The organism is Dokdonella fugitiva (genome assembly GCF_014138265.1).
GTDB lineage: Bacteria > Pseudomonadota > Gammaproteobacteria > Xanthomonadales > Rhodanobacteraceae > Dokdonella_A > Dokdonella_A fugitiva_A.
This window is the reverse complement of record NZ_JACGXL010000001.1, coordinates 94,594-118,186: the sequence shown is the minus strand read 5'-3', so window position 1 is coordinate 118,186 and position 23,593 is coordinate 94,594. Positions and strand designations below refer to the sequence as shown.

The 23,593-nt window shown below is 68.1% G+C and carries 21 protein-coding genes and 1 other RNA gene; 12 read left to right on the top strand and 10 right to left on the bottom strand.

Going from position 1 to position 23,593, the window contains the following annotated elements:
- Positions 1-144: 144 nt before the first annotated feature.
- The 7 genes from FHW12_RS00505 to FHW12_RS00475 all read left to right on the top strand — a co-directional run bounded on the left by FHW12_RS00505 (position 145) and on the right by FHW12_RS00475 (position 8,897).
- Complete coding sequence (locus FHW12_RS00505) at positions 145-2,553, top strand: membrane-bound PQQ-dependent dehydrogenase, glucose/quinate/shikimate family (protein ID WP_182529035.1); 2,409 nt, start codon at positions 145-147, stop codon at positions 2,551-2,553.
- Between the two features lie 313 nt (positions 2,554-2,866).
- A complete protein-coding gene (metG, locus tag FHW12_RS00500) occupies positions 2,867-5,074 on the top strand; it encodes a methionine--tRNA ligase (protein WP_182529034.1) in 2,208 nt (735 codons plus the stop codon).
- Positions 5,075-5,084: 10 nt separating this feature from the next.
- Positions 5,085-5,663, top strand: a complete 579-nt coding sequence (locus tag FHW12_RS00495; protein ID WP_182529033.1) for a hypothetical protein — start codon at positions 5,085-5,087, stop codon at positions 5,661-5,663.
- The gene (locus tag FHW12_RS00490) at positions 5,660-6,418 is read left to right on the top strand and encodes an RnfABCDGE type electron transport complex subunit B (RefSeq protein WP_310735103.1); all 759 of its coding nucleotides are present in this window, start codon (positions 5,660-5,662) and stop codon (positions 6,416-6,418) included. Before FHW12_RS00495 ends, FHW12_RS00490 begins: the two co-directional genes overlap by 4 nt.
- Complete coding sequence (nth, locus tag FHW12_RS00485; RefSeq protein WP_182529032.1) at positions 6,415-7,059, top strand: endonuclease III; 645 nt, start codon at positions 6,415-6,417, stop codon at positions 7,057-7,059. Before FHW12_RS00490 ends, nth begins: the two co-directional genes overlap by 4 nt.
- A 111-nt stretch (positions 7,060-7,170) precedes the next feature.
- Positions 7,171-8,436: an OprO/OprP family phosphate-selective porin gene (locus FHW12_RS00480; protein ID WP_182529031.1), complete on the top strand. Its 1,266-nt coding sequence runs from the start codon at positions 7,171-7,173 to the stop codon at positions 8,434-8,436.
- Between the two features lie 122 nt (positions 8,437-8,558).
- Entirely contained in the window at positions 8,559-8,897 is a 339-nt protein-coding gene (locus tag FHW12_RS00475; protein ID WP_182529030.1) for a biopolymer transporter ExbD, read from the top strand.
- 190 nt (positions 8,898-9,087) lie between these two features.
- Here the strand turns inward: FHW12_RS00475 and dapB are convergent, their stop codons facing one another.
- From dapB to hrcA, 6 genes are all read right to left on the bottom strand, one after another.
- A complete protein-coding gene (gene dapB, locus FHW12_RS00470) occupies positions 9,088-9,897 on the bottom strand; it encodes a 4-hydroxy-tetrahydrodipicolinate reductase (RefSeq protein WP_182529029.1) in 810 nt (269 codons plus the stop codon).
- Positions 9,898-10,140: 243 nt separating this feature from the next.
- The gene (gene dnaJ / locus FHW12_RS00465; RefSeq protein WP_182529028.1) at positions 10,141-11,274 is read right to left on the bottom strand and encodes a molecular chaperone DnaJ; all 1,134 of its coding nucleotides are present in this window, start codon (positions 11,272-11,274) and stop codon (positions 10,141-10,143) included.
- On the bottom strand, positions 11,271-11,873 hold the full coding sequence (locus FHW12_RS00460) for a TMEM175 family protein (RefSeq protein WP_182529027.1): 603 nt from the start codon (positions 11,871-11,873) through the stop codon (positions 11,271-11,273). The genes dnaJ and FHW12_RS00460 overlap by 4 nt, the downstream gene beginning before the upstream one ends.
- A gap of 60 nt (positions 11,874-11,933) precedes the next feature.
- A complete protein-coding gene (gene dnaK, locus FHW12_RS00455) occupies positions 11,934-13,847 on the bottom strand; it encodes a molecular chaperone DnaK (protein WP_182529026.1) in 1,914 nt (637 codons plus the stop codon).
- Positions 13,848-13,996: 149 nt separating this feature from the next.
- Positions 13,997-14,521, bottom strand: a complete 525-nt coding sequence (grpE, locus tag FHW12_RS00450) for a nucleotide exchange factor GrpE (protein ID WP_182529025.1) — start codon at positions 14,519-14,521, stop codon at positions 13,997-13,999.
- Positions 14,522-14,636: 115 nt separating this feature from the next.
- Positions 14,637-15,689 carry a heat-inducible transcriptional repressor HrcA gene (gene hrcA, locus FHW12_RS00445; RefSeq protein WP_182529024.1) on the bottom strand — a complete coding sequence of 351 codons (1,053 nt, stop codon included), beginning with the start codon at positions 15,687-15,689 and terminating at the stop codon, positions 14,637-14,639.
- A 356-nt stretch (positions 15,690-16,045) separates the two neighbouring features.
- Here hrcA and recN point away from each other — a divergent pair, with 356 nt between their 5' ends.
- On the top strand, positions 16,046-17,713 hold the full coding sequence (recN, locus tag FHW12_RS00440) for a DNA repair protein RecN (RefSeq protein ID WP_182529023.1): 1,668 nt from the start codon (positions 16,046-16,048) through the stop codon (positions 17,711-17,713).
- Positions 17,714-17,761: 48 nt separating this feature from the next.
- Here the strand turns inward: recN and fur are convergent, their stop codons facing one another.
- On the bottom strand, positions 17,762-18,175 hold the full coding sequence (fur, locus tag FHW12_RS00435; protein ID WP_259392789.1) for a ferric iron uptake transcriptional regulator: 414 nt from the start codon (positions 18,173-18,175) through the stop codon (positions 17,762-17,764).
- A 90-nt stretch (positions 18,176-18,265) separates the two neighbouring features.
- On the opposite strand from fur, the gene FHW12_RS00430 reads away from it, so the two are divergent.
- Complete coding sequence (locus tag FHW12_RS00430) at positions 18,266-18,691, top strand: outer membrane protein assembly factor BamE (RefSeq protein WP_182529021.1); 426 nt, start codon at positions 18,266-18,268, stop codon at positions 18,689-18,691.
- Between the two features lie 15 nt (positions 18,692-18,706).
- On the opposite strand, the gene FHW12_RS00425 is transcribed toward FHW12_RS00430, so the two are convergent.
- Together FHW12_RS00425 and FHW12_RS00420 are read right to left on the bottom strand one after the other, a co-directional pair.
- Complete coding sequence (locus FHW12_RS00425) at positions 18,707-19,003, bottom strand: RnfH family protein (RefSeq protein ID WP_182529020.1); 297 nt, start codon at positions 19,001-19,003, stop codon at positions 18,707-18,709.
- On the bottom strand, positions 18,996-19,430 hold the full coding sequence (locus tag FHW12_RS00420) for a type II toxin-antitoxin system RatA family toxin (RefSeq protein ID WP_182529019.1): 435 nt from the start codon (positions 19,428-19,430) through the stop codon (positions 18,996-18,998). The genes FHW12_RS00425 and FHW12_RS00420 overlap by 8 nt, the downstream gene beginning before the upstream one ends.
- A 20-nt stretch (positions 19,431-19,450) precedes the next feature.
- Between FHW12_RS00420 and smpB the strand changes: the two genes are divergently transcribed.
- Entirely contained in the window at positions 19,451-19,942 is a 492-nt protein-coding gene (smpB, locus tag FHW12_RS00415) for an SsrA-binding protein SmpB (protein ID WP_182529018.1), read from the top strand.
- Between the two features lie 88 nt (positions 19,943-20,030).
- Positions 20,031-22,232, top strand: a complete 2,202-nt coding sequence (locus tag FHW12_RS00410) for a delta-60 repeat domain-containing protein (protein WP_182529017.1) — start codon at positions 20,031-20,033, stop codon at positions 22,230-22,232.
- A gap of 2 nt (positions 22,233-22,234) precedes the next feature.
- Here FHW12_RS00410 and FHW12_RS00405 read toward each other — a convergent pair whose 3' ends face one another.
- The gene (locus FHW12_RS00405) at positions 22,235-23,074 is read right to left on the bottom strand and encodes a sulfotransferase domain-containing protein (protein WP_182529016.1); all 840 of its coding nucleotides are present in this window, start codon (positions 23,072-23,074) and stop codon (positions 22,235-22,237) included.
- A gap of 122 nt (positions 23,075-23,196) precedes the next feature.
- Between FHW12_RS00405 and ssrA the strand changes: the two genes are divergently transcribed.
- Positions 23,197-23,548: a transfer-messenger RNA gene (ssrA, locus tag FHW12_RS00400) on the top strand.
- The last annotated feature ends 45 nt before the right edge of the window (positions 23,549-23,593 follow it).

Sequence of the window (23,593 nt, the reverse complement as noted above, 5' to 3'; positions counted from 1 at the left end):
GATGCCTTCGCTGGGTGAAACCAGAAGCATCGCGGCTGAAGCCGCTCCTACGGGAGCGAGGGGTTCTGGCCGGCCGGCGGCGCGATAAGTTCCTGCAAGGTAGCTGGGCCATACTGCACTCTCTTCCCGCGGAGACTCCCGCCCATGCCGTTGAACCGTGTCCCTGAGCGCCGTGCCGGCGGCTGGTTCGTGACGCTGTATGCGATCGTGCTGATCCTCGTCGGCCTCGCGCTGCTCGCCGGCGGCGTGGTGCTCGTGCACCTGGGCGGCTCGTGGTACTACGTCGTGGCGGGCGTGCTGCTCGTGGTGGCGGGCGAACTGATCCGTCGTCGCGTGTTCGCGGGCATCGGCCTGTTCGCGCTCGGCTTCATCGGCACGTTGGCGTGGGCCTACGCGGAAGTCGGCACGCAGTTCTGGCCGCTCGTGCCGCGGCTGTCGCCGTGGATCGTGCTCGGCATCGTCGCTGCGCTCATCGCGCCGTCGCTGCGCCGGCGCACGCGCGCGGCGAGCTGGGGCGTCGCGATCGCGCTGCTCGCGGTCGGCGTCGCGGGGTTCTTCGCGATGTTCGACGAGCACGGCAGGATCGAAGCGACGCGTCCGCTCGCGCAGGTCGCCGTTCCCGACGCGCAGGCGCAGCGCGACGAGCGCTGGCAGTACTACGGGCGCACGCTCGACGGCCATCGCTTCGCGCCGTTCGACCAGATCGATCCGCACAACGTCGGCTCGTTGCAGGTCGCGTGGACGTTCCGCACCGGCGACATCCCCGGCAAGGGCGCGGAGGACCAGACGACACCGACGCAGATCGGCGACGGCCTGTACGTGTGCACACCGTACCAGAAGGTGTTCGCGCTCGACGTCGACACAGGCAAGGAGCGTTGGCGCTTCGATCCGAAGTCGCCCGACAGCAAGGTGTGGAACCGCTGCCGCGGCGTGGCGTACTACGACGCCGCCGCGTTCGCCAAGGCGCATCCCGACGACGCGACCGCGCAGGCGGCCGCGGGCGCGACGTCGTGCGCGCAGCGCCTGTTCCTCGGCACCACCGACGCGCGCCTGATCGCGCTCGACAGCGCGACCGGACAGCCGTGCGCGGGGTTCGGCGACGGCGGCACGGTCGACCTCAAGGTCGGCATGGGGCTGGTGCAACCGTTCTATTACATGACGACGTCGGAGAACACCGTCATCGGCAACCGCATCCTCGTCGGCGGCTGGGTGCAGGACGGCGCGTCGGTCGACGAACCTTCGGGCGTGATCCGCGCGTTCAGCGCCGACACCGGCGAGCTGCTGTGGGCGTGGGATCCGGGCAATCCGGACACGACGCTGCTGCCGCCGGCGGGCGAGTCGTACTCGCGCACGACGCCGAACATGTGGTCGACACCGTCGTACGACGAGAAGCTCGATTGGGCGTTCCTGCCGATGGGCGGGCAGACGCCGGACTTCTGGGGCGGCCATCGACGGCCGTCGAGCGACGCGTTCGGCTCGAGCGTCGTCGCGATCGACATGAAGACGGGCAAGGTGCAGTGGCATTTCCAGACCACGCACCACGACCTGTGGGACTACGACGTGCCCTCGCAGCCGGCGCTGGTCGACATGCCCGACGGCAGCGGCAAGACGGTCGCGGCCGTCGTGCAGCTGACCAAGCGCGGGCAGATCTTCGCGCTCGACCGCGCGACCGGAAAGCCGATCACCGATGTAGTCGAGAAACCGGTGCCGACCAACGTGGTGAAGAGCGATCGCGTGTCGCCGACGCAACCGTATTCGATCGGCATGCCGCAGGTCGGCAATGAGCCCCTCACCGAAGCGGACATGTGGGGCGCGACGTTCCTCGACCAGCTCTGGTGCCGCATCGAGTTCCGGCGCATGCGCTACGACGGCGAATTCACGCTGGCGAGCGAAGACGCGGTGAACCTGCAGTACCCGGGCAACTACGGCGGCTTCAACTGGGGCAGTGCGGCGGTCGACGCGCAGAACGACATCCTCTACGCAGGCAGCATGCGGATGCCGCTGTGGGGCCAGTACATTCCGCGCGCGGTCGCCGACGACCCGAACGCGCCGGGCGGCCACGACGGCCTGCACGTGCAGGCGGGCACGCCGTACGGCTACCGCAAGGGCATGTTCATGTCGCCGCTCGGCGTGCCGTGCCACGCACCGCCGTACGGCCAGCTCACCGCAGTGGACCTGAAGAACCACGCGATCCTCTGGCAGAAGCCGATGGGCACGGTCGCCGATACCGTGCTGCCGTTCGGCATCAAGGCGAAGCTGCCGTTCGCGATCGGCATGCCGGTCATGGGCGGACCGGTCGCGACCGCGTCGGGCCTCGTGTTCTTCGCCGGCACCTACGACTACTACCTGCGCGCGATCGACAGCGCGACCGGCAAGGAATTGTGGAAGGGCCGCCTGCCGGTCGGCGCACAGGCGACGCCGATGACGTACGTGTCGCCGCGCACGGGACGCCAGTACGTCGTCATCGCGGCGGGCGGCGCGCGCCAGTCGCCGGATCGCGGCGACTACATCGTCGCATTCGCGCTGCCGAACGGCGCGACGTCGAATCCGTAGCGCGACGCGCCGCGCCTCACTGGCCCTCTCCCGCTCGCGGGAGAGGGACGGGGTGAAGGCACGCGGAGCGCGGCGCGCGTTGTGTGCCGATAGCACGCGCTTCGATTCCCCCTTACCCGCGCCTGCGGCGCGACCTCTCCCGCGCGCGGGAGAGGTGACTGCGACGAGGCATCGCGGCTGGGGCCGCGCCGAGAAGTGCGGGCGCCGCGGCATCGCGGCAGCAAACACGTGCCTGGCCCCGATCCGTCCGCCGGCCGCATCGCCCGGCATGCCATAATTCCGCTTTGCAGCAACGAAGCGGAAACCGCGACGCATGAGTGCGCCGAAAGCGAAGCAAGTCCTCGTCACCCACGCCCTGCCCTATGCGAACGGCCCGCTGCACATCGGCCATCTGCTCGGCTACATCCAGACCGACGTGTGGGTGCGCGCGCGGCGAATGGCGGGCGACACCGTGCATTTCGTCGCCGCCGACGACGTGCACGGCACGCCGATCATGCTCGCCGCGGAGAAGGCGGGGCTGACGCCGGAGGACTTCATCCGCGGCGTGTACGACAGCCACGTGCGCGACTTCGTCGACTTCGGCATCGTGCACGACTGGTATTACACGACGCACTCACCCGAGAACCAGGCGCTCGCCGAACTCGTCTACGCGCGCCTCAAGGCGGGTGGCCACATCGCCGCGCGTTCGATCCGCCAACTGTACGACCCGGTGCGACAGATGTTCCTGCCCGACCGCTACGTGAAGGGCATCTGCCCGAACTGCGGCACGCCGGACCAGTACGGCGACAACTGCGAGAACTGCGGCGCGACCTACGCGCCGACCGACCTCAAGGAGCCGCGCTCGGTGCTGTCGGGAGCGACGCCGGAACTGCGCGATTCGGAGCACTACTTCTTCCAGGTCGGCGACTTCGCCGCGATGCTGCGCGACTGGCTCGCGGGCAAGCTCACGCACGGCGCGCCGGTGATGCATGCGTCGGTCGCGGCGAAGCTGCGCGAGTGGCTCGACGCCGAGGGCGGCGTGCGCGACTGGGACATCTCGCGCGACGCGCCGTATTTCGGCTTCCCGATCCCGGATGCGCCGGGCAAGTTCTTCTACGTCTGGCTCGACGCGCCGATCGGCTACCTCGCGAGCTTCAAGAAGTACTGCGCGAGCGAAGCGGGCGCGAAGAACGGCCTCGCGCCGGCGTCGTTCGACGCGTTCCTGCAGGTCGCCGATCCCGCGTTCGACGCGGACGCGGAGATGCACCACTTCATCGGCAAGGACATCGTCAACTTCCACGGCCTGTTCTGGCCGGCGATGCTGCGCGGCGCGAACCTGCGCACGCCGAACGCGCTGCACGTGAACGGCTACCTGACCGTCAACGGCGAGAAGATGTCGAAGTCGCGCGGCACGTTCGTGATGGCGCGCACCTACCTCGACGCGGGGCTCGACCCGGACTACCTGCGCTACTACTTCGCGACGATGCTCACCGCCGCGCCGGTCGACCTCGACCTCGACCTCAAGGCGTTCGAGGAGCGCGTGAATTCGCACCTCGTCGGCAAGTGGGTGAACCTCGCGAGCCGCTGCGCGGGCTTCATGCACAAGTTCTTCGAGGGCCGCCTCGCGACAACCCTGCCGAGCGCCGAACGCGCGATGTACGACGCCTGGGCCGCGAAGCTCGCGCCGTGCACGGAGCTCTATCGCGCCTGCGACTACGCCGGCGTCGTGCGCCTGCTGGTCGAGGTCGCCGACGAGGCGAACGCCTACGTCGCGACGAAGGCACCGTGGCTGCTCGCCAAGGACGAGGCGAAGCGCGAGGAACTGCACGTCGCCTGCACGCTCGCGTTGAACGGGTTCCGTCTGCTGTCGATCTGGCTGGGCCCGATCGTGCCCGCGATCGCGGAGCGCGCGCGCGTGTTCCTCGCCGAACGGTGGTCGCGCTTCGATGTCGCCGCCACGCCCGCGCTCGGCACGCGCATCGCCGAATTCTCCGCCCTCACCGTCCGCGTCGACCCGAAGAAGATCGAAACGATGATCGAAGCCTCGAAGGAATCGCTGAAACCCGCCGATGGCGCCGCTTCCGCAGGAGCGGCTTCAGCCGCGAACACGGGCGCAGCCGAGGTGAAGAGCATCGCGGCTTCCGCCGCTCCCACAAAAACAGGCAACGATGCAGCAGGCACCGCCAGCCCTCAGCCCTCGGCCATCAGCCCTGTCATTTCCATCGACGACTTCGCCAAACTCGACCTGCGCGTCGGCAAGGTGCTCGCCTGCGAGTTCGTCGACGGCTCGGACAAGCTGCTGCGCTTCGAACTCGACGCCGGCGAACTCGGCAAGCGACAGATCTTCTCGGGCATCCGCGCCGCCTATGGCGAACCGGAAAAGCTGGTCGGTCGCAGCGTCGTGTTCATCGCGAACCTCGCGCCGCGCAAGATGCGCTTCGGTGTGTCGGAGGGCATGATCCTCTCCGCCGGCACCGGCGGCGACGATCTGTTCCTGCTCGATGCCGACGCCGGCGCGCAGCCCGGCGCGACGGTGAAGTGACGGAGGCGGCTTGCGGCGCGCGTACTGGTCCGCGGATTTCGCCGAGGCGCACGTCGTCGAGGCGATGCTGCGCGCGCACGGCGTGCAGGCGTGGGTGTTCGATGCACTGCTCGTGCGCCAGGACTGGTTCAAGACGCTGATGTTCGGCGGCTACCGCGTGATGGTGCCCGACGAGGATGCCGCGCGCACGGCCGACCTCGTCGGCGAGTACCGCGCGGGAGCGCTAGCCATCGCCGACGACGTGGTCGAGTGCCCGACGTGTCCACGGTGCGCCGCGCCGGGGCAAGACGATCCGATGCCCCGTCGCGTCGTGTTCGCGCTGCTCATCGCGTCCGACGTCCTCTTCACGATCGGCTACATGCTGTCGACGGGCGTCACCGGCATGATGGTCGCGATGGTCCTGGTCGGCAGCGTCATCGCCGCACCGATCATGGCGGTCCTCTTCACGCACTACCTCAGGGGCCGCTACGTCTGTCCGCAGTGCGCGACACGTTGGCGTGCATCCCGACCGTCGTTCGCGGCGATGGCACGCGAAGTGGACGCAGCGACGAGCGCCGACGTTGCCGCGAAGGGCGAAGCCGCGCCGTGAATGCAGAGGATTCCGCGCTGCTTGCTGCGCGCATCGATGCCTTGCTGCCGCAGACGCAATGCACGCGCTGCGGTTTCCCGACCTGCCGCGCCTACGCCGACGCGATCGCGACCGGCGAGGCCGACATCGACCGCTGCCCGCCGGGCGGCGCCGACGGTGTCGTCGCGCTCGCGAACCTGCTCGGCATCGCGGCGAAGCCGCTCGATCCCGCCTACGGCGTCGAGGCGCCGCCGATCGTCGCGGTCATCGACGAGGACGTCTGCATCGGCTGCACGAAGTGCATCCAGGCTTGCCCGGTCGACGCGATCGTCGGTGCGGCCAAGCGCATGCACACCGTGATCGCCGACGAATGCACCGGCTGCGAGCTCTGCCTGCCGCCCTGCCCGGTCGATTGCATCGCGCTCGTGCCGGTCGCGGCGATGCCGTTGTCGCGCGCGGGCGTGCTCGAGCGCGCGGCGGCAGCGCGCGAGCGCTTCGAGGCGCGCACGGCGCGTACCTGCACGAGGAACACTGTGGGAGCGGCGGAAGCCGCGATGCTCTTCGCCATGGCAGCATCGTCATCACGGGAGGAAAGCATCGCGGCTTCCGCCGCTCCCACAAACGCTGCTCCGGCCGCCGCGATCGCTGGCGACGCGGCCATCGCGACTGAAGCCGCTCCCACGACCGCAGGCGCGCGCCCGATCGACCGCGCCGCGGTGCTCGCGGCGATCGCGCGCGGCAAGGCGCGCCGCGCAAAGGACACGGACGGGTCATGAAGCGCGACAAGGTCATCGAACTCTTTCGCCGTTTGCGCGAGCTGAACCCGCACCCGACCACCGAACTCGACTACTCGACGCCGTTCGAGTTGCTCGTCGCGGTGATCCTGTCGGCGCAGGCGACCGACGTCGGCGTCAACAAGGCGACGAAGAAGCTGTACCCGGTCGCGAACACGCCGCAAGCGATCCTCGACCTCGGCGAGGACGGGCTCAAGCGCTACATCAGCACGATCGGCCTGTACAACGCGAAGGTGAAGAACGTGATCGCGACCTGCCGCATCCTCGTCGAACGGCACGGCGGCGACGTGCCGCGTTCGCGCGAGGCGCTGGAAGCATTGCCGGGCGTCGGCCGCAAGACCGCCAACGTCGTGCTCAACACCGCGTTCGGCGAGCCGACGATCGCGGTCGACACGCACATCTTCCGCGTCGCCAACCGCACCGGGCTCGCGCCGGGCGAGACCGTGCGCGCGGTCGAGGACAAGCTCGACAAGGTCGTCCCCGACGAGTTCCGCAAGGACGCGCACCACTGGCTGATCCTGCACGGACGCTACGTGTGCAAGGCGCGCAAGCCTGATTGCCCGGTGTGCGCAATCAACGACTTGTGCGCCTACCGTCACAAGACAGTCACGAGCGGGGCCTGATTCCGGCAATTTTTCGTGGTGCCCGCGTTAAATCGGCGTTCCCGTGTCATCGGAGCGTAACAAGGACTGGCCATGCTTCGCGCCAGTTTTGACGCCCTCCCGAGGACCCCCATGAAATTGCGACATGCAATCGCCGTCGCGCTGCTGTGCGGCTACGGCACCAACGCGCTGGCCTACGACCTGCTCAACGACTGGCCGACCAAGATCAAGCCGGCCGACGGCTACGAGTTCGGCTTCAAGGGCCTGTACCAGTACGACTACAACAGTTTCTCGGGCGACACGACCAACCCGACGAACGGCGCGGAGATCCTCTCCGACGCGAATGCATGGCGCCGCAAGGAGTTCAACTTCTACGGCAAGCTGCCGGGCGGCTGGGACTTCAACATCGGCTACGACTTCACCGTGAGCGGCTTCAAGACGACGCCCTCGGGCGCCGGCGTGCACGGCCAGTGGATCGACAACTTCGTCCGTTACAGCAACAAGCAGGCGGGCGACTTCCGCATCGGCCAGTTCAAGACGCCGGTCGGCTGGGAAGAAACGGTCAGCTCGAGCGCGACGACGTTCCTCGAACGCGCGCTGCCGGTGCAGGCCACCAACATGGGTCGCCGCATCGGTGCGGACTGGACCTACACGGGCATCCCGAACTGGCTGCTCTACCTCGCCTACTTCAAGGGCGGCGACCTCAACGGCGACAACGACGGTGACGGCCCGGCCGCGCGCGTCGTGTGGAACCCGTTCAACCGCCAGCCGGGCGCCGGCTCGCGCGAGGAGAGCAACGTGCTCCACCTCGGCCTCGCTTACTCGACCGAAGACCGCGACGCGACCACCGACGGCCGCGGCGTGCTGTCGAACCCGGCCGCACGCTTCCGCGCGAAGCCCGAGGCGGGCCTGATCGGTACGCGTCTCGTCGACACCGGCAACCTCGCGTTCCCGGGGACGATCAAGCGCCTCGGCCTCGAAGCGGCGTGGATCCACGGTCCGCTGCTCGTGCAGGGCGAGTACCTCACCGTCGACGCGGACCCGCAGGGCAAGCCGAGCTTCAGCGGCGACGGCTACTACGTGCAGGGTTCGTGGGTGCTGACCGGCGAAAGCCGTCCGTACAGCAAGGGTACGATCGGCAACGTGCGCCCGACGCACGACTACGGCGCGTTCGAAGTCGCGGTGCGTTACAGCACGGTCGACCTCAACGACGGTCCGGTCTACGGCGGCAAGCAGGACGACTGGACCATCGGCGCCAACTGGTACCTCGGCCAGCACTTCAAGCTGCAGGCGAACTACATCTTCGCGAACAGCACCAAGCGCTACGGCGCACCGATCAACGGTGAAGCCGACGTCGATCCGCGCGTGTTCGAAATGCGCGCGCAGATCATGTTCTGATTCGCGGTACCCTCCTCGGTTACACTCTCCTCGGGGCGCGCAAGCGCCCCTTTTTTTTTCCGGAACTACGTACTTGACGAAATGGCGTATATTTTGTGCGTCCGCGAGCCAGGGGATGCGCAATGAGATGGAGTGGAAAAGTCGGCGCGGTTCTCGCCATCGTTGTCGCTATCTCTGCACTCGTTTGGCGTCAGAACAACGGCGTCCTCTCACGCATAGACGTTCCGGCCCCCGAGCAGAAATCTGCCGCTCAAACCGATATCACAGAACGAGCCGAACTCATCGTCGCAAATGACGGCGGCTATGTGCTGGATGGCAAGGCTGTCTCGAGCGGCGCTCTTGAGGATGAGATCGCGAAGCTCAGAGACGCCAAGCCCAGCGTTGTGATTGATGTGGTCGCGAAGCCAGAAGCACCATCGGCGTCCATCGCCGCTGCGCTCGCAGCCGCCCATGTCCCGTAGACGACGAAGCCCGGCCTGCCCTTTCGCCAGCACCTACTTCGTTTTTTGGCTGAGGACCGGAGAGTGTCGCTGCCTCCGCGCCTGAGGCGGCGGAAGCATCCGTAGGCCGGACGACCGGAAGATCGGCCGGCACGTCCTCGCAAATCGCGATGGCTTCGCCGGCCGCACGCGGCGCGTCCGGCGAACGGCTTCACGCCTCGCCGAGGATGCGGTCGATCGAGTAGGCGCCGGGCGCCTGCCCCGCGATCCAGCGCGCGGCGACCACCGCGCCGCGCGCGAACACCTCGCGGTCGGTCGCGCGATGCGCGAGTTCGAGGCGTTCGCCGGGACCGGCGAACACGAGCATGTGCTCGCCGACGACGTCGCCGCCGCGCAAGGCGTGGAAGCCGATCTCGCCTTCCGGACGCTCGCCCGTGCGGCCGCTGCGGCCGTGCACGGCGCAGGCACCGAGCGCGATGCCGCGTCCGTCGGCGACCGCTTCGCCGAGCGAGAGCGCGGTGCCGGACGGCGCGTCGAGCTTGCGTCGGTGGTGCATCTCGACGATCTCGCAGTCCCACGACGGCAACGCCTGCGCGGCGCTGCGCGCGAGGCGCATGAGCAGCGCGACGCCGAGGCTGAAGTTGGATGCCCACAGCACCGCGATGTCCGCGGCGGCGCGATCGAGTGCGCGCCGCTGCGCCTCGGCGAGGCCGGTCGTGCCGCTCACGAACGCGGCGCGACGTTCGAGCGCGAGCGCGAGCGCGCCGTCGAACGCGTGCGCGCCGCTGAAGTCGACGAGCACGTCGACGGGCGTATCGGGATCGAGCGCGTCGGCGAACTCGAGATCGGGCGCTGCCGCACCATGGACTTCGCGCAGCGTGCGTCCCGCGAGTTCGGAACCCGCGCGCACGAGCGCCGCGGAAACGTGCAGGCGCGGCTCGGCAGACACGGCGCGCAGGATCGCCTGGCCCATGCGCCCGGCGGCGCCGTATACCGCCACGTGGATCGTCGTCGCCCGCATGCTCGCGTTCCCATGTCGAGAGGGCGTCGATTGTAGAACGCCGCCCCCTCGCAGGAGCGGCTTCAGCCGCGATCACGCGAGACGCGCCCCTGTGGGAGCGGCGGAAGCCGCGATGCTTCGCCTCGTCGAACGCGACGCAATCGCGGTTGAAGCCGCTCTTACAAACCATGGCTGCGCCGCCGCGCGTCAAAGCATCGCGGCTTTCCCACAGGGTCGCGCCGCACGAACCGCGGCCGGAAGACCTCAGGACGTGACGCGGTCCCAGAAGCGCTTCACGCCGTCGAGCCAGTTGCTGTCGCGCGGCGAATGCGTGGCGGCGTCGGTGCCGGCGAAGGTCGCCTCGAACTGCTGCAGCAGGTCGCGCTGCGCGGACGTGAGGCGCACGGGCGTCTCGACGACCACGCGGCAGATGAGGTCGCCCATGCGACCGCTGCGCACGGACTTCACGCCCTTGCCGCGCAGGCGGAATACCTTGCCGCCCTGCGTCTCGGCGGGAATGCGGATCTCGGCTTCGCCGTCGAGCGTGGGCACCTTGATCTCGGCACCGAGCGCGGCCTGGCCGAAGCGCAGGGGGATCTCGCAATGGAGGTCGTCGCCGTCGCGCTGGAAGATCGCGTGCTCGCGCACGCGCACTTCGACGTAGAGGTCGCCGGGCACGGTACCGCCCGGCCCCGCTTCGCCCTGTCCGGCGAGGCGGATGCGATCGCCGTTGTCGACACCCGCGGGAATCTTGATCGACAAGGTGCGCTCGTCGTGCACGCGGCCTTCGCCGTGGCACTCCTTGCACGGGTTGGTGATCACCTTGCCGCTGCCGGCGCAGTGCGGGCACGCCTGCTGGATCGAGAAGATGCCGTTCTGCATGCGCACGCGACCGTGGCCCTTGCAGGTCGAGCAGGTCGAGGTCTTGCCGTCGGCGGAGCCGCTGCCGGTGCACGAGCCGCATTCGACCAGGGTCGGCACTTCGATCTGCTTGTCGACGCCGAACACCGCTTCCTCGAGGTCGAGCTCGATGAGGTAGCGCAGGTCCGAGCCGCGCCGCGCGCGACCTCGGCCGCCGCCACCCATGCCGAAGATGTCGGAGAAGATGTCGCCGAAGATGTCGCCGACGTCGCCGTTGAAGCCGCCGGCGCCGCGGCCGCCCCCCATGCCGTGCTCGAACGCGGCATGACCGTGCTGGTCGTACATCGCGCGCTTCTGCGCGTCGGACAGGACTTCGTAGGCCTCCTTGGCCTCCTTGAACTTCTCCTGCGCGGCAGGATCGTCCGGGCACCGGTCGGGATGGAATTTCATCGCGAGGCGACGGAACGATTTCTTGAGTTGCTCGTCGTTGACGGTGCGCTCGACGCTGAGCACCTCGTAGTAGCAGCGCTTGCTCATGGGGAAGTCATGTCGTTCTGTTTTTCGATACGGCGATCGGGGATGAACCACAGCGCCGCGACGGCGGCGTACAGGATGCACGAAACTATGGGCATGAAAAACGCGAACGCAATGCCGGTCGCGTAGAGGATCGGCGAGACGGTCGCCTTCCAGTCGCCCCACGGACCGCCGATCGCGCGCGCGAGGCGGCTGTCGCGGCCGCCGTTGACGGCGATCAGGCTGCGGCTGAGCGGCACCCACGACAGCGCCGTCATCAGCAACACGATGCCGTAGGCCGCGGTCGGCACCGAGGCCGGCACGGGCTCGACCTCGCTCAGCCACGCGGTCGTGAACGGGAACAGGGAGAGCCAGAACAGGAAGAACAGGTTCGCCCACATCACGCGGCCGTTGACGCGCTCGACCGAGTGCAGCATGTGGTGATGGTTGTTCCAGTAGATGCCGACGTAGACGAAGCTCAGGGCATAGGCGAGGAACACCGGCCACTCCGCGGCGAGCGCGTGCCAGTTCGCCTCGTGCGGCGGCTTCAATTCGAGCACCATGATCGTGATGATGATCGCCATCACGCCGTCGGTGAATGCTTCGAGGCGCCCCTTCTCCATCGCCCACTCCCCTTCGCGCTTGAACCGCGCGCCGATGGCGGCGCGCGGTTCGTGGGCGACTTACTTCTTGTCTTCCTTGACTTCGGTGAACTCGGCGTCGACGACGTCGTCGTTCTTCGCCGAACCACCACCCGCCTGCGCGCCGGCGTCACCGCTGGGCGGGGTCTGCTGGGCTGCCGCGAACAGCGGCTGCGCGACCTGCTCGAGCGTGGTCGTGCGCGCTTCGATCTGCGCCTTGTCCTCGCCCTTCATGACCTTCTCGAGCTCGGACAGCGCTTCCTCGATGCGGCCGATCTCGCCCGCGACCTTGCCGCCGTGCTCCTTGATCGCGTCGCGCGTCGCGTGCACGAGCTGGTCGGCCTTGTTGCGCACGCCGACGAGCTCGTGGAACTTCTTGTCGTCTTCCTTGTTCGCCTCGGCATCGCGCACCATGCGCTGGATCTCGTCCTCGGACAGGCCGGAGCTGCCCTTGATCTCGATGCGCTGTTCCTTGCCGGTGTTCTTGTCCTTCGCGCCGACGTGCAGGATGCCGTTCGCGTCGATGTCGAACGTGACCTCGATCTGCGGCATGCCGCGCGGCGCCGGCTGGATGCCCTGCAGGTCGAACTTGCCGAGCGACTTGTTGTAGCGCGCCTGCTCGCGTTCGCCCTGCAGCACGTGCACGGTGACCGCGTTCTGGTTGTCCTCTGCGGTCGAGAACACCTGCGAGGCCTTGGTCGGGATCGTCGTGTTCTTCTCGATCAGCTTGGTGAACACGCCACCGAGCGTCTCGATGCCGAGCGACAGCGGGGTCACGTCGAGCAGCAGCACGTCCTTGACCGAACCGGACAACACGCCGCCCTGGATCGCCGCGCCGACGGCGACGGCCTCGTCCGGGTTGACGTCCTTGCGCGGCTCCTTGCCGAAGAAGTCCTTCACCGCTTCCTGCACCTTCGGCATGCGCGTCTGGCCGCCGACGAGGATGACCTCGCTGACGTCGGACACCTTCAGGCCCGCATCGTTGAGCGCGGTGCGGCACGGCGCGATCGTCTTCTCGACGAGGTCGCCGACCAGCGCCTCGAGCTTGGCGCGCGTGAGCTTGAGGTTGAGGTGCTTCGGGCCGGACGAATCCGCCGTGATGTACGGCAGGTTCACTTCGGTCTGGTGCGAGGAGCTGAGCTCGATCTTCGCGCGCTCGGCAGCGTCCTTCAGGCGCTGCAGCGCGAGCGGATCGTTCTTCAGGTCGACGCCCTGGTCCTTCTTGAATTCCTCGACGAGGTAGTCGATGACGCGCTTGTCGAAGTCCTCGCCGCCGAGGAATGTGTCGCCGTTCGTCGCCAGCACTTCGAACTGCTTCTCGCCGTCGACTTCCGCGATCTCGATGATCGAGATGTCGAACGTGCCGCCGCCGAGGTCGTACACGGCGATCTTGCGGTCGCCGCCCTTCTTGTCGAGCCCGTACGCGAGCGCGGCCGCGGTCGGCTCGTTGATGATGCGCTTGACCTCGAGACCGGCGATGCGGCCAGCATCCTTGGTCGCCTGGCGCTGCGAGTCGTTGAAGTACGCGGGCACCGTGATCACCGCTTCGGTGACCGGTTCGCCGAGGAAGTCCTCGGCCGTCTTCTTCATCTTCATGAGCACCTTGGCCGAGATTTCCGGCGGCGGCATCTTCTTGCCGTCCGACGTCTCGACCCAGGCGTCGCCGTTGTCGTGCGCGACGATCTTGTACGGCACCATGCCGACGTCCTTCTGCACTTCGGCATCGGTGAACTTGCGGCCGATGAGGCGCTTCACCGCGTAGAAGGTGTTCTTCGGGTTGGTGACGGACTGGCGCTTCGCGGTCGCGCCGACCACGACTTCGTTGTCCTTGAACGCGACCACGGACGGCGTCGTGCGGTCGCCTTCGGAGTTCTCGATCACGCGTGCCGAGTTGCCTTCCATGACCGCCACGCACGAATTGGTCGTGCCGAGATCGATGCCGATGATCTTGCCCATTTCTGTACTCTCCCGCTCTGAATTTGTCTGCTGTGTTTGCGGCGGCGGCGCCCCGGTTCCGCTTTCCGGAACCTCGGCTGCCGATGGCCGCGGCTGGCGCGAAATCTGGGGCTGCGCGCCCGTGTTTCAAGGAATTGCGCGCATCCGTACTACTTGGAAACCGATACCAGCGCCGGCCGCAGCAGGCGATCGTTCAGCACGTAGCCCTTCTGCATCACCGCGACGACCTTGCCCGATCCCATGCCGGCAGCGTCGACCATCGACATCGCCTGGTGGCGCTCGGGATCGAACGCCTCGCCGACCGCACCGACGACCTTGAGCCCGTTCGCATCGACGAGGCGACCGAGCTCGCGCAAGGTCAATTCGACGCCGCCTCGCAGCGCGGCCGCATCGGCCCCCTCCACCGCGAGTCCCCGTTCAAGATTGTCGAGCACCGGCAGCAGGTCGGCCAGCAGTTTCTCGTTGGCGAAGCGGCGCGCCTGCTCGAGGTCGCGCTGCAGGCGCTTGCGCTGGTTGTCGAGTTCCGCGCGCTCGCGCAGCACGGTTTCGCGCATCTCCGCGAGCTTGGTCTCGGCCTCGCCGAGCTGGCGCGACAGTGTTTCCAGCTCGCCGTCGATCGCCTGGTCGTTGCCCGTGGACGCCTGGGGCGTCGCGTTCGGATCCGTGCTTTGCATACTTCCTCCACGTCAAAACAAGGCCGTCCGCCGTTCGGCGGAAGCCGTCGATGCTGTGCTGGGCCGGCCGTGCCGGCGCGCCGCGAGGCGCCGCGAGCCCCCGCTCCGGTCCGCACTATAGGGGCTGCTGGCCCCGCTTCAAGGCACCGGAGATGATCTGCGCGGTCGCCTGAACCACGGGAATCACCCGTTCGTAGGCCATCCGCGTCGGGCCGATCACACCGAGCACGCCGAGCACGCGGCTGCCGACGCCGTATGGCGCGGTGACGAGACTGTAACTGTCGAGCGCGGCGAAACCCGATTCCTCGCCGATGAACAGGCGCACGCCCTCGGCGCGCGAGCAGCGCTCGAGCAGCTGCAGCAGGTCGCGCTTGCGCTGGAACGCCTCGAACAGCTCGCGCAGCCGGTCGACGTCGGTGCCGTCCTGCCGCCCCATGAGGTTGGTCTGGCCGGCGACGAGCATGTCGTTGCCGGCGCTGTCCTGGAACGCGGCCTGGGCCACCTCGACCGCGGCGCTCAGCAGGCGGTTGAGGTGCGCACCCTCGTCCTGCATTTCGCGCAGCAGGCGCGCACGAATCTCGTCGATGCGCATCCCGGCGTAGTTCGCGTTGAGGTAGTTCGCGACCTGCTCGAGTTCCGACGGCGAGTACGCGCGCTGCGGCGCGATCACGCGGTTCTGCACCTGGCCGTCGGTGAAGACGAGGATGACGAGCACGCGGCCGCCGTCGAGCTGGATGAAATCGACGTGGCGGAACGGGAATTCCTCGCGCCGCGGCACGCTGACGACGCCCACGAAATGGGTCATCTCCGACAGCAGCGAGGTCGCGCTGCCGAGCAGGTCCGGCGTCGCCGCATCGGTCGGCAGCTCGCGCCGCAGTTGGTCGACCTCTGGCTCGCCGAGCGGGCGCATCTCGAGCAGGCTGTCGACGAACACGCGATAGCCCTGCGAGGTCGGCACGCGCCCGGCCGACGTGTGCGGCGCGGCGACGAGGCCGAATTCCTCGAGGTCGGACATGATGTTGCGGATCGTCGCCGGGCTCACGTCCAGCCCGGACGCCTTCGCGAGCGTGCGCGACCCCACCGGCTGGCCTTCGGCGATGTAGCGCGCGATCAGCGTGCGCAGCAGTTGGCGGGCACGGGCATCGAGGTGCTGGGACGGGCTGTTCATCGTGTTCCGGTGGCGCGTTCGCGCCGCTGATCGACGCACGCTAACAAGCGCCTCCGGGCCGATCAATAGCGGCGCCCCGGCAGGCGCCCCGATCGCGGGCCGTCGCCGCGCCGTTGGCGGATCCGGCGCGGCGGGACCGAGCGTGCACCGGCCCCGCTGGCGCGGGAGCCGGTGCGCCGGCGCTCCCGCTGCTCCGACATGGGCGCGCACCGGGTGGTTTTCCAGCGCGCCGGCGCGGCGGAAGCGACGGCCGTCTCTGGCCGTGCGACGACGCGCGCGGACGATCGCGCCGTCGCCTTGGCCGCGGCATGTGCGCATGCTAGCGTTCGGCGGTTTCGAGGACTGCTTGCGCGCCCATGCTGGAAAGTCTCTACGTCAAGGATTTCGCGATCGTCGGCGAGGCCGAGATCGTGTTCGGACCCGGAATGACCGTCGTCACCGGTGAAACCGGCGCCGGCAAGTCGCTGCTCGTCGACGCGCTGCTGCTGCTCGCGGGCGGCCGCGCCGACGCGGCGATGGTGCGCCATGGCTGCGAGCGCGCCGAACTCTCCGCCACGTTCGACCTCGCCGGCCGCGGCGACCTGCGCGCCTGGCTCGCCGCCGAGGACCTCGACGAGGACGGCGCCTGCCAGCTGCGCCGCGTCGTGCGCAGCGAAGGCAGCTCGCGCGCGTGGATCAACGGCCGGCCGGTCACCCTCACCCAGCTCAAGACCCTCGCGGCCGGACTCATCGAAATCCACGGCCAGCACGAGCACCAGGCCCTGCTCGACCGCGCGCAGCAACTCGCCCTGCTCGACGCGTTCGGCGCGCACGAGGCGGAAGCGGCCGAGGTCGCGCGCACGGCACGTGCTTGGCGCGACACCGGCGCCCGCATCGCCGAGCTCTCGCGCGGCGAGGACCACGCCGAACGCGTCGAATGGCTCGGCCACCAGGTCGAGGAACTCGATCGCCACGCGCTCGCGCCCGACGACCTCGCGGCGCTCGAGGAACGGCATCGCCGCCTCGCCAATTCCGGCCAGCTGCTGCAGGGCTGCGCCACGCTCGCCGAGCGCCTCGACGGCGACGGCGAGTACGCGCTGCTGCGCATGGTCGCACGCGTGCAGCACGAGATCGCCCAGCTCGCGACACTCGACGAGCGCCTCGCGCCGGTCGGCGAGCTCGTCGACACCGCGCAGATCCAGTTGTCGGAAGTGAACGATGCGCTCGCGCGCTACCAGAGCGCACTCGACCTCGATCCGGACAGCCTCGCCGAGGCCGAAGCGCAGCTCGGCAAGCTGCACGAACTCGCGCGCAAGCACCGCGTGCGCATGCCCGACCTCAAGGCGCACGCGGACGGCCTGCGCGACGAGCTGGAAACGCTGCGCGGCGCAGGCGCGAGCATCGCTTCACTGCGCGAGCAGCAGCAGCGCCAGCGCAAAGCCTGGGACGCGGCCGCGAAGGCACTCGGCACGCGGCGCGCCGCGGCGGCGAAGACGTTGTCCGGCGCGGTGTCGTCGCTGATGGCCGAACTCGGCATGCGCGGCGGCCGCTTCGAGGTGCAGCTCGAAACGAACGGCGAGGACGATCCGGACCCGCAAGGCGCCGAGCGCTGCGAATTCCTCGTCAGCGCCAACCCCGGCCAGCCGCCGCGCGCGCTGCGCAAGGTCGCTTCGGGCGGCGAGTTGTCGCGCATCAGCCTCGCGATCGAAGTCGCCGCGCTCGGCAGCGATACGATCGGCACGATGGTGTTCGACGAGGTCGACTCCGGCATCGGCGGCGCCGTCGCCGAAGTCGTCGGCCAGAAGCTCCACGCGCTCGGCGCGCGCGCGCAGGTGCTCTGCGTGACGCACCTGCCGCAGGTCGCCGCGCAAGGCGACCGCCACCTGCGCGTGAGCAAGTCGAGCGACGGCGCATCGACCGAGACGCGCATCGACGCGCTCGACGGCAAGCCGCGCCAGGAGGAAGTCGCGCGCATGCTCGGCGGCATCGAGATCACGCGCGAGACGCTCGCGCATGCGAAGCAGATGCTCGGCAAGCGCGGCTGACACGGCGTTGCAGGCCGGCCCGGGAGCCGCTCGCGGCTGGAGCCGCTCCTACTTCTTCTTGAGCGGCCGCACGTACAGGACGAGGCTGTGGTCCTCGATCGCATAGCCGTGCTTGGCGGCGATTTCGTGCTGCAGGCGCTCGATTTCCTCGCTGGTGAACTCGATCACCTTGCCCGATTCGACGTCGACCATGTGGTCGTGGTGCTTGCCGCGGTCGAGCTCGTAGACGGCCTGGCCGCCCTCGAAGTTGTGCTTGAGCACCATGCCCGCCGCCTCGAACTGGGTCAGCACGCGATAGACGGTCGCAAGGCCGATGTCGTCATGGTGTTCGAGCAGCTGCCGATAGATGTCCTCGGCCGTGAAGTGCTTGCCGTCGTGGCTGTCGAGGATCTCGAGGATCCGCATGCGCGGATGGGTGACCTTGAGGCCTGCCTTGCGCAGTTCGGTCGATTCCATGTTCATGCCTCCGGTGCCCTTCCCTGTCGATGGTCCTTGCGATTCAGGTCGCTAGTGTATCATCGGCGCCTTACACGGCTTCCGGATCCACCGCGCATGCGTCTTCGCTGGCTCGCCCTGCTCGCCCTCGCTCCACTGACCGGCTGCGGCCTGATCTACAAGGTCGACGCCCAGCAGGGCAACCTGTTCGACAAGGCGACCGTCGAGTCGCTCAAGCCCGGCATGAGCAAGCGCCAGGTGCTGCTCGTCATGGGTTCGCCGTCGGTGATCAGCCCGTTCGACCAGAACCGCTGGGACTACGTCTCGACGATCCGTCGCGGTCGCCACAAGATGGCGAGCAAGGATCTCACGCTCTACTTCGAGAACGACCAGCTCGCGAAGATCGACGGCGACTACTTCCCGGAAGACCCGGACGTGCTCATCAAGGATGCGCGCAAGTACAAGCGCGAGTACCCGGACGAGAAGCGCTCCGACGAGGACAAGAAGAAGAAGCGTCGCGGCGGCGACCAGGGCCAGGGCTGAAGCAACGACCGCGGTTCAGCGCCTCGCCGGTCGCGCGCGTTCGGCGCGTCGCCGGCGCGATTCCTTCGGATCCGCCTTGAGCGGACGGTAGAGTTCGACGCGATCGCCGTCGCGCAGCACCGTGGTGCGCGACGCCGGTTTCGACCAGATCCCGCTGGCGAGCAGCGCCGGATCGATCGCGCAGGCCGCGGCGACGCCGGAGGCGACGATCGCTTCGGCGACCGTCGCACCTGCGTCGAGTTCGATGCGACGCAGGAACTGCCGCGACGGTTCGGCGTACGCGACTTCGACCGCGATGCGCGGCTCAGGCACGGGGTTTCGCCGCGGCCGCGCAGAAGTCGTCGACCATGCGGTTGGCGAGCCCCTGGAAACCGAGCCGCAGCGCGCTCCCGGTGAGGCGGCCCGAATAGTCGAAATCGAGCGCGAGCGCGATCCTGCAGCCGTCGTCGCCGAGCGCGGCGAAGGTCCATTCGCCTTCGAGCGCGCGCAGCGGACCGTCGACGAGTTGCATGCGCAGTCGGTGCGGCCGCTCGAGCGTGTTGCGCGTGGTGAAGCCCTGCGTGATGCCGGCGAAGCGCAGCTCGAGGCGCGCGACGAGCACGGCATCGCCGTCGCGTTCGAGCACGCGCGCACCGGCGCACCAGGGGAAGCGGCTCGGGTATGCTTCGACGTCGTTGACGAGATCGAACATCCGTTCGGGCGTCTGTCGGACCAGGGCGTGGCGGCGGATCGATATCATCACGCGGAATTGTAGCGGACATGGCAAAGCAGAAATCCAACGACAAGAAGGGCGACTCGACGATCGCGCTGAACAAGCGCGCGCGCCACGAGTACCACATCGACCAGCATTTCGAGGCCGGCATCGCATTGCAGGGCTGGGAAGTGAAGAGCCTGCGCGCGGGCCGCGCCAACCTCGGCGACGCCTACGCGATCGTCAAGGGCGGCGAGATCTTCCTGTTCGGCGCGTCGATCGTGCCGCTCATCTCGGCCTCGACCCACGTCGTCGCCGAGGACCGCCGCACGCGCAAGCTGCTGCTGCATCGCGAGGAAATCGACAAGCTGATCGGCGCGATCGAGCGCAAGGGCTACACGCTGATCCCGCTCGCGATGTACTGGAAGAACAACCGCGCCAAGCTCGACCTCGGCCTCGCGCGCGGCAAGCAGGAACACGACAAGCGCGACACCGAGAAGGAACGCGACTGGAATCGCGAGAAGCAGCGCGTGATGCGGGCGAAGAACAAGCAGGCGTGATTCGCCTGCCGCGATCCTCGTCGTCGCGCGTTCGGAGGATATCGACGTGCAAGCCGCAAGACCGTTCGTGCGACACCGGTGGCTCGGCGTGTTCGCCCTCGTCGCCGGGTTCACGGGGTTCGGTGCTTCCGCACAAGTGCCGCTGCCTGACCCGGATCTCGACCTGATCGGCAACGGCAGGGTAACGGCGATGCTGCGGCAAGCGGACGGCAGCCTGATCGTCGGCGGCGAGTTCCAATCCATCAACGGAGTGCCGCGACGCAATCTCGCGCGCCTGCTCCCCGACCGCACGCTCGACACGGCCTGGGACCCCTCGCCCGACAGCGCCGTCGCGGCGCTCGCCCAAGCACCCGGCGGCGGCATCTACGTCGGCGGTTACTTCAACCACATCGGAAGCCTGGAGCGTCCCGGCCTCGCCCGACTCGACGGCGCCGCGGGGTCGGTCGATGCGTGGGTACCCGTGATCGGCGGCGCGATCTCCATCGCCGTCGACGCCGATGGTTCGGTGTTCGCGGTTCCGTTCCAATCCTCCAGCGGGTCGATCGTAAAGCTGTCCGCTGTCGACGGAACGGTGCTTCCCTGGGCTGCTGCGTTCGAGCAAGCGGACTATCTCGCGCTCGACGGTCAAGGCGCCCTCTACGCGGCCGCTCGCCAATTCGATTCCCACTACCCGGACCCGACGTTTCGCGCGACGATCACCAGGCGCGTTGCGTCGACGGGCGAACTCGACGGCCAATGGTCCGCAGACCTGACTGGTCCCATGGATTCCTCGCTGGACGCGCTGCTCGTCGATGGCGATGCCGTCTACGTCGGCGGCAGCTTCGGCTTGCGCAAGTTCTCCAGGGCGACGGGCGAGGACGTGGCCGGGTGGAATGCACCGTCCGCGAGAATCGCGGCGATCGCTGCCGACACGGCAGGCCATCTCTTCGTCGGCGGCAGCTTCGAATCGATCCACGGACAACCGCGCGCCCACCTTGCGCGCCTGTCGGCCACAACGGGCCTGCCTTCGCCCGGGTGGACGCCTTCGGCCGATGGAAGCGTTGGTCCCATCAGCGTCGATGGCGATGGCAACGTCGACATCGCCGGAGGATTCCAATCGATCGACGAAGAACAGCGCGTCGGCCTCGGGCGATTGCTCGCGGACACGACGTTGTCTCCCGCGCGCAATGACGTCGAGGCGCCCGCCAAGGCTTTCGTACTCGCCGCGCAGGACGATGGCGGCATGATCGTCGGCGGTTCGTTCCATCGCGCCGGCGCGTCGGCGCACCGGAACATCCTTCGACTCGACGCGAACGGCGTGCTCGACGACGCGTGGAATCCCTCGCTGCCGTCGATGCCCTGGGTGCTTGCTGCAGCCCACGACGGGACCATCTATGCGGCGATGAATCGTTGGGTCGGAGACGCACACGACGTCCTGCAGGCGTCCCGGCTCGCTCGCATCGATGGCAACGGCCACCTCGACGCGGGCTGGTCGACGGCCGCGGATAGTTGGATCGAAGTGCTGGACGTCGCGTCCGACGGATCGCTTTTCGCTGGTGGCGCGTTCTCGACGATCGGCGGTCTTTCACGACAGGCGCTGGCGAAGATCGACGCGAAAAGCGGAGTTCCCCTTCCCGCGTGGGATGCGCATCTGGACTGTTGTTCGGTCGAGGCGATCGAATCCGGCGAGGGTGACGATGTGTTCGTGGGAGGAACGTTCACGTCGGTCGACGGTGCTGCCCGCGGTGGGCTCGCCAAGCTTTCCGCAGAAAGCGCCACGGTCGATTCCCAATGGGCCCCCGATATGGCGGGCTCCCATGTTCATGCCATCGCGCTCGATCACGCCGGCGCACTGTATGCGGGAGGCCAGCTGGCACCCGTCAATGGAGAGCGGCACCCGCTCCTGGTGAAACTGCGTGCCGACGGGTCAGGAGAAAACATCCCCGGTTGGCACTCGAATTTCTGCGGCGGCCCTATTCCCAACATGCTCTACTACGCCGTTTGGGGCTTGGCGATAGACAGCAATGGCAACCTCTACGCCAGCGGGTTCTTTTGCGCGAACCCGTTTCCTTTCACGAACGAACGCGGTCTTGCGAGGCTGAACGGCCAAAACGGCTTGATCGACGTGGATTGGAATCCGTTGGGATCGTACGAGGGTCCGGTCTACGTCGAAGCCTCGACCTCCGGATCGATCTACGCGGCCGGAAGTTTCGAGCACGCCGGCGGAATGCCGCGGGGAGGCCTCGCCGCATTCGCGCCGACGTTGCCGGATCGCCTTTTCGCCAACGACTTCGACGAACCGCTCTGGTAGGCCTAGGCGTACCCCGCCGGCACGTAGCCGAACCGCTGCATCTGCTCGCGATGCGCGGCGAGCACGCGCTGCACCTGTTCGCGGCTCAACGCTTCGCGCCATTCGTTGACGCGCCCCTTGCGGAAGAAGCGCGCGCCCTTGCCGGACGCTTCGACGAAGCCGTGTTTCTTCTCCATCGAGGCGAGGCTCTGGAAACCCGCGTGCCGGATCGCCCGTTCGATGCGCGTGCGGTCCTGGCCGAGACCGACGAGGCGGGCGACCTTCGCGAATGCCTTCACGGGCTTGTCGATGAGGTCCTCGTAGCGCAGCACGAGCACGCGATCGTTCGCCATGTCCGCCCAGCCCTGCACGTGCAGCGACCACGAACCGAGGATCTGGCTAACGAACAACGCGTCGTTGCCGGTCGCGACGTTCGGGTCGGCGAGGCGCTCGATCGCCTCGTCGAGACCGATGCCGAAGTGGTGCGTCATGCTGACCGCGACGTCGAGCGGGTTGCGCACGACGACGATCGCGCCCGCACTCACCTGCCAATTGTGCAGCGGATGACCGTCGAAGCTGCCGGCCATGTTGTGCGTCTTGACGAAGCGCGTGCCTTGCGCGCGCTGCGCGATCGCCGCGTGCACCTGCGGGCGCAACGCCGCGATCTCGCCGAGGTCGAGCCCGGCGCTCGGCTTGCCCGCGAGCGCGGAGAACAGGTCGGGATCGGCTTCGTCCTCGGCGTAGCGCGACAGCTCGTCGAGCGGCACCGGATCGGGGCGGTTGGCGACGAGGTTGGCGAGGAACGCGCGCACCCAGGTGTTGCCGGATTTCGGGTACGACGCGAGCCAGACGATATTGCCCATGGACACGGATTCGGTGAACGGAAACCGCGAATGCTAGCAGCTGGACGCCGATTTCCCCCGACGGCGTCCCTTGATGGTTCCCTTGCTTTCTGGCGCCCCCACCGCCACTATCCCCTTCCCCCGGGGGCGACATGGTTTCGACGGGGGACGTGAAGTAGTCTGGAGCATGCCGAGGGCGTCATCTTCCTCGTTAATCCGGTGGCAAAATCCTAGACGCGAACGACGACGTCTACGCTCTGGCCGCTTAAGGCCTAGCCCCGAACCCACTTGTGCCTGTGCTCGTGGATGTAGGGTCATCATCACGGGATCGCTCGTGCCGGCGCCTTTCGGTTACGGGTCAAATCCAAGAGGCTGGTCCGGCGGTGCGCCTCGCACGTTGTGTTGCCGTCGGACGAGATCAAACAGCGTGACAAGCATGTAGCGCCGGGCGCGGAGCGCCTTCGGACGGGAGTTCGATTCTCCCCGCCTCCACCAATGAAGCAGACGGCCGCCGAAAGGCGGCCGTCTGCTTTTGCGCGC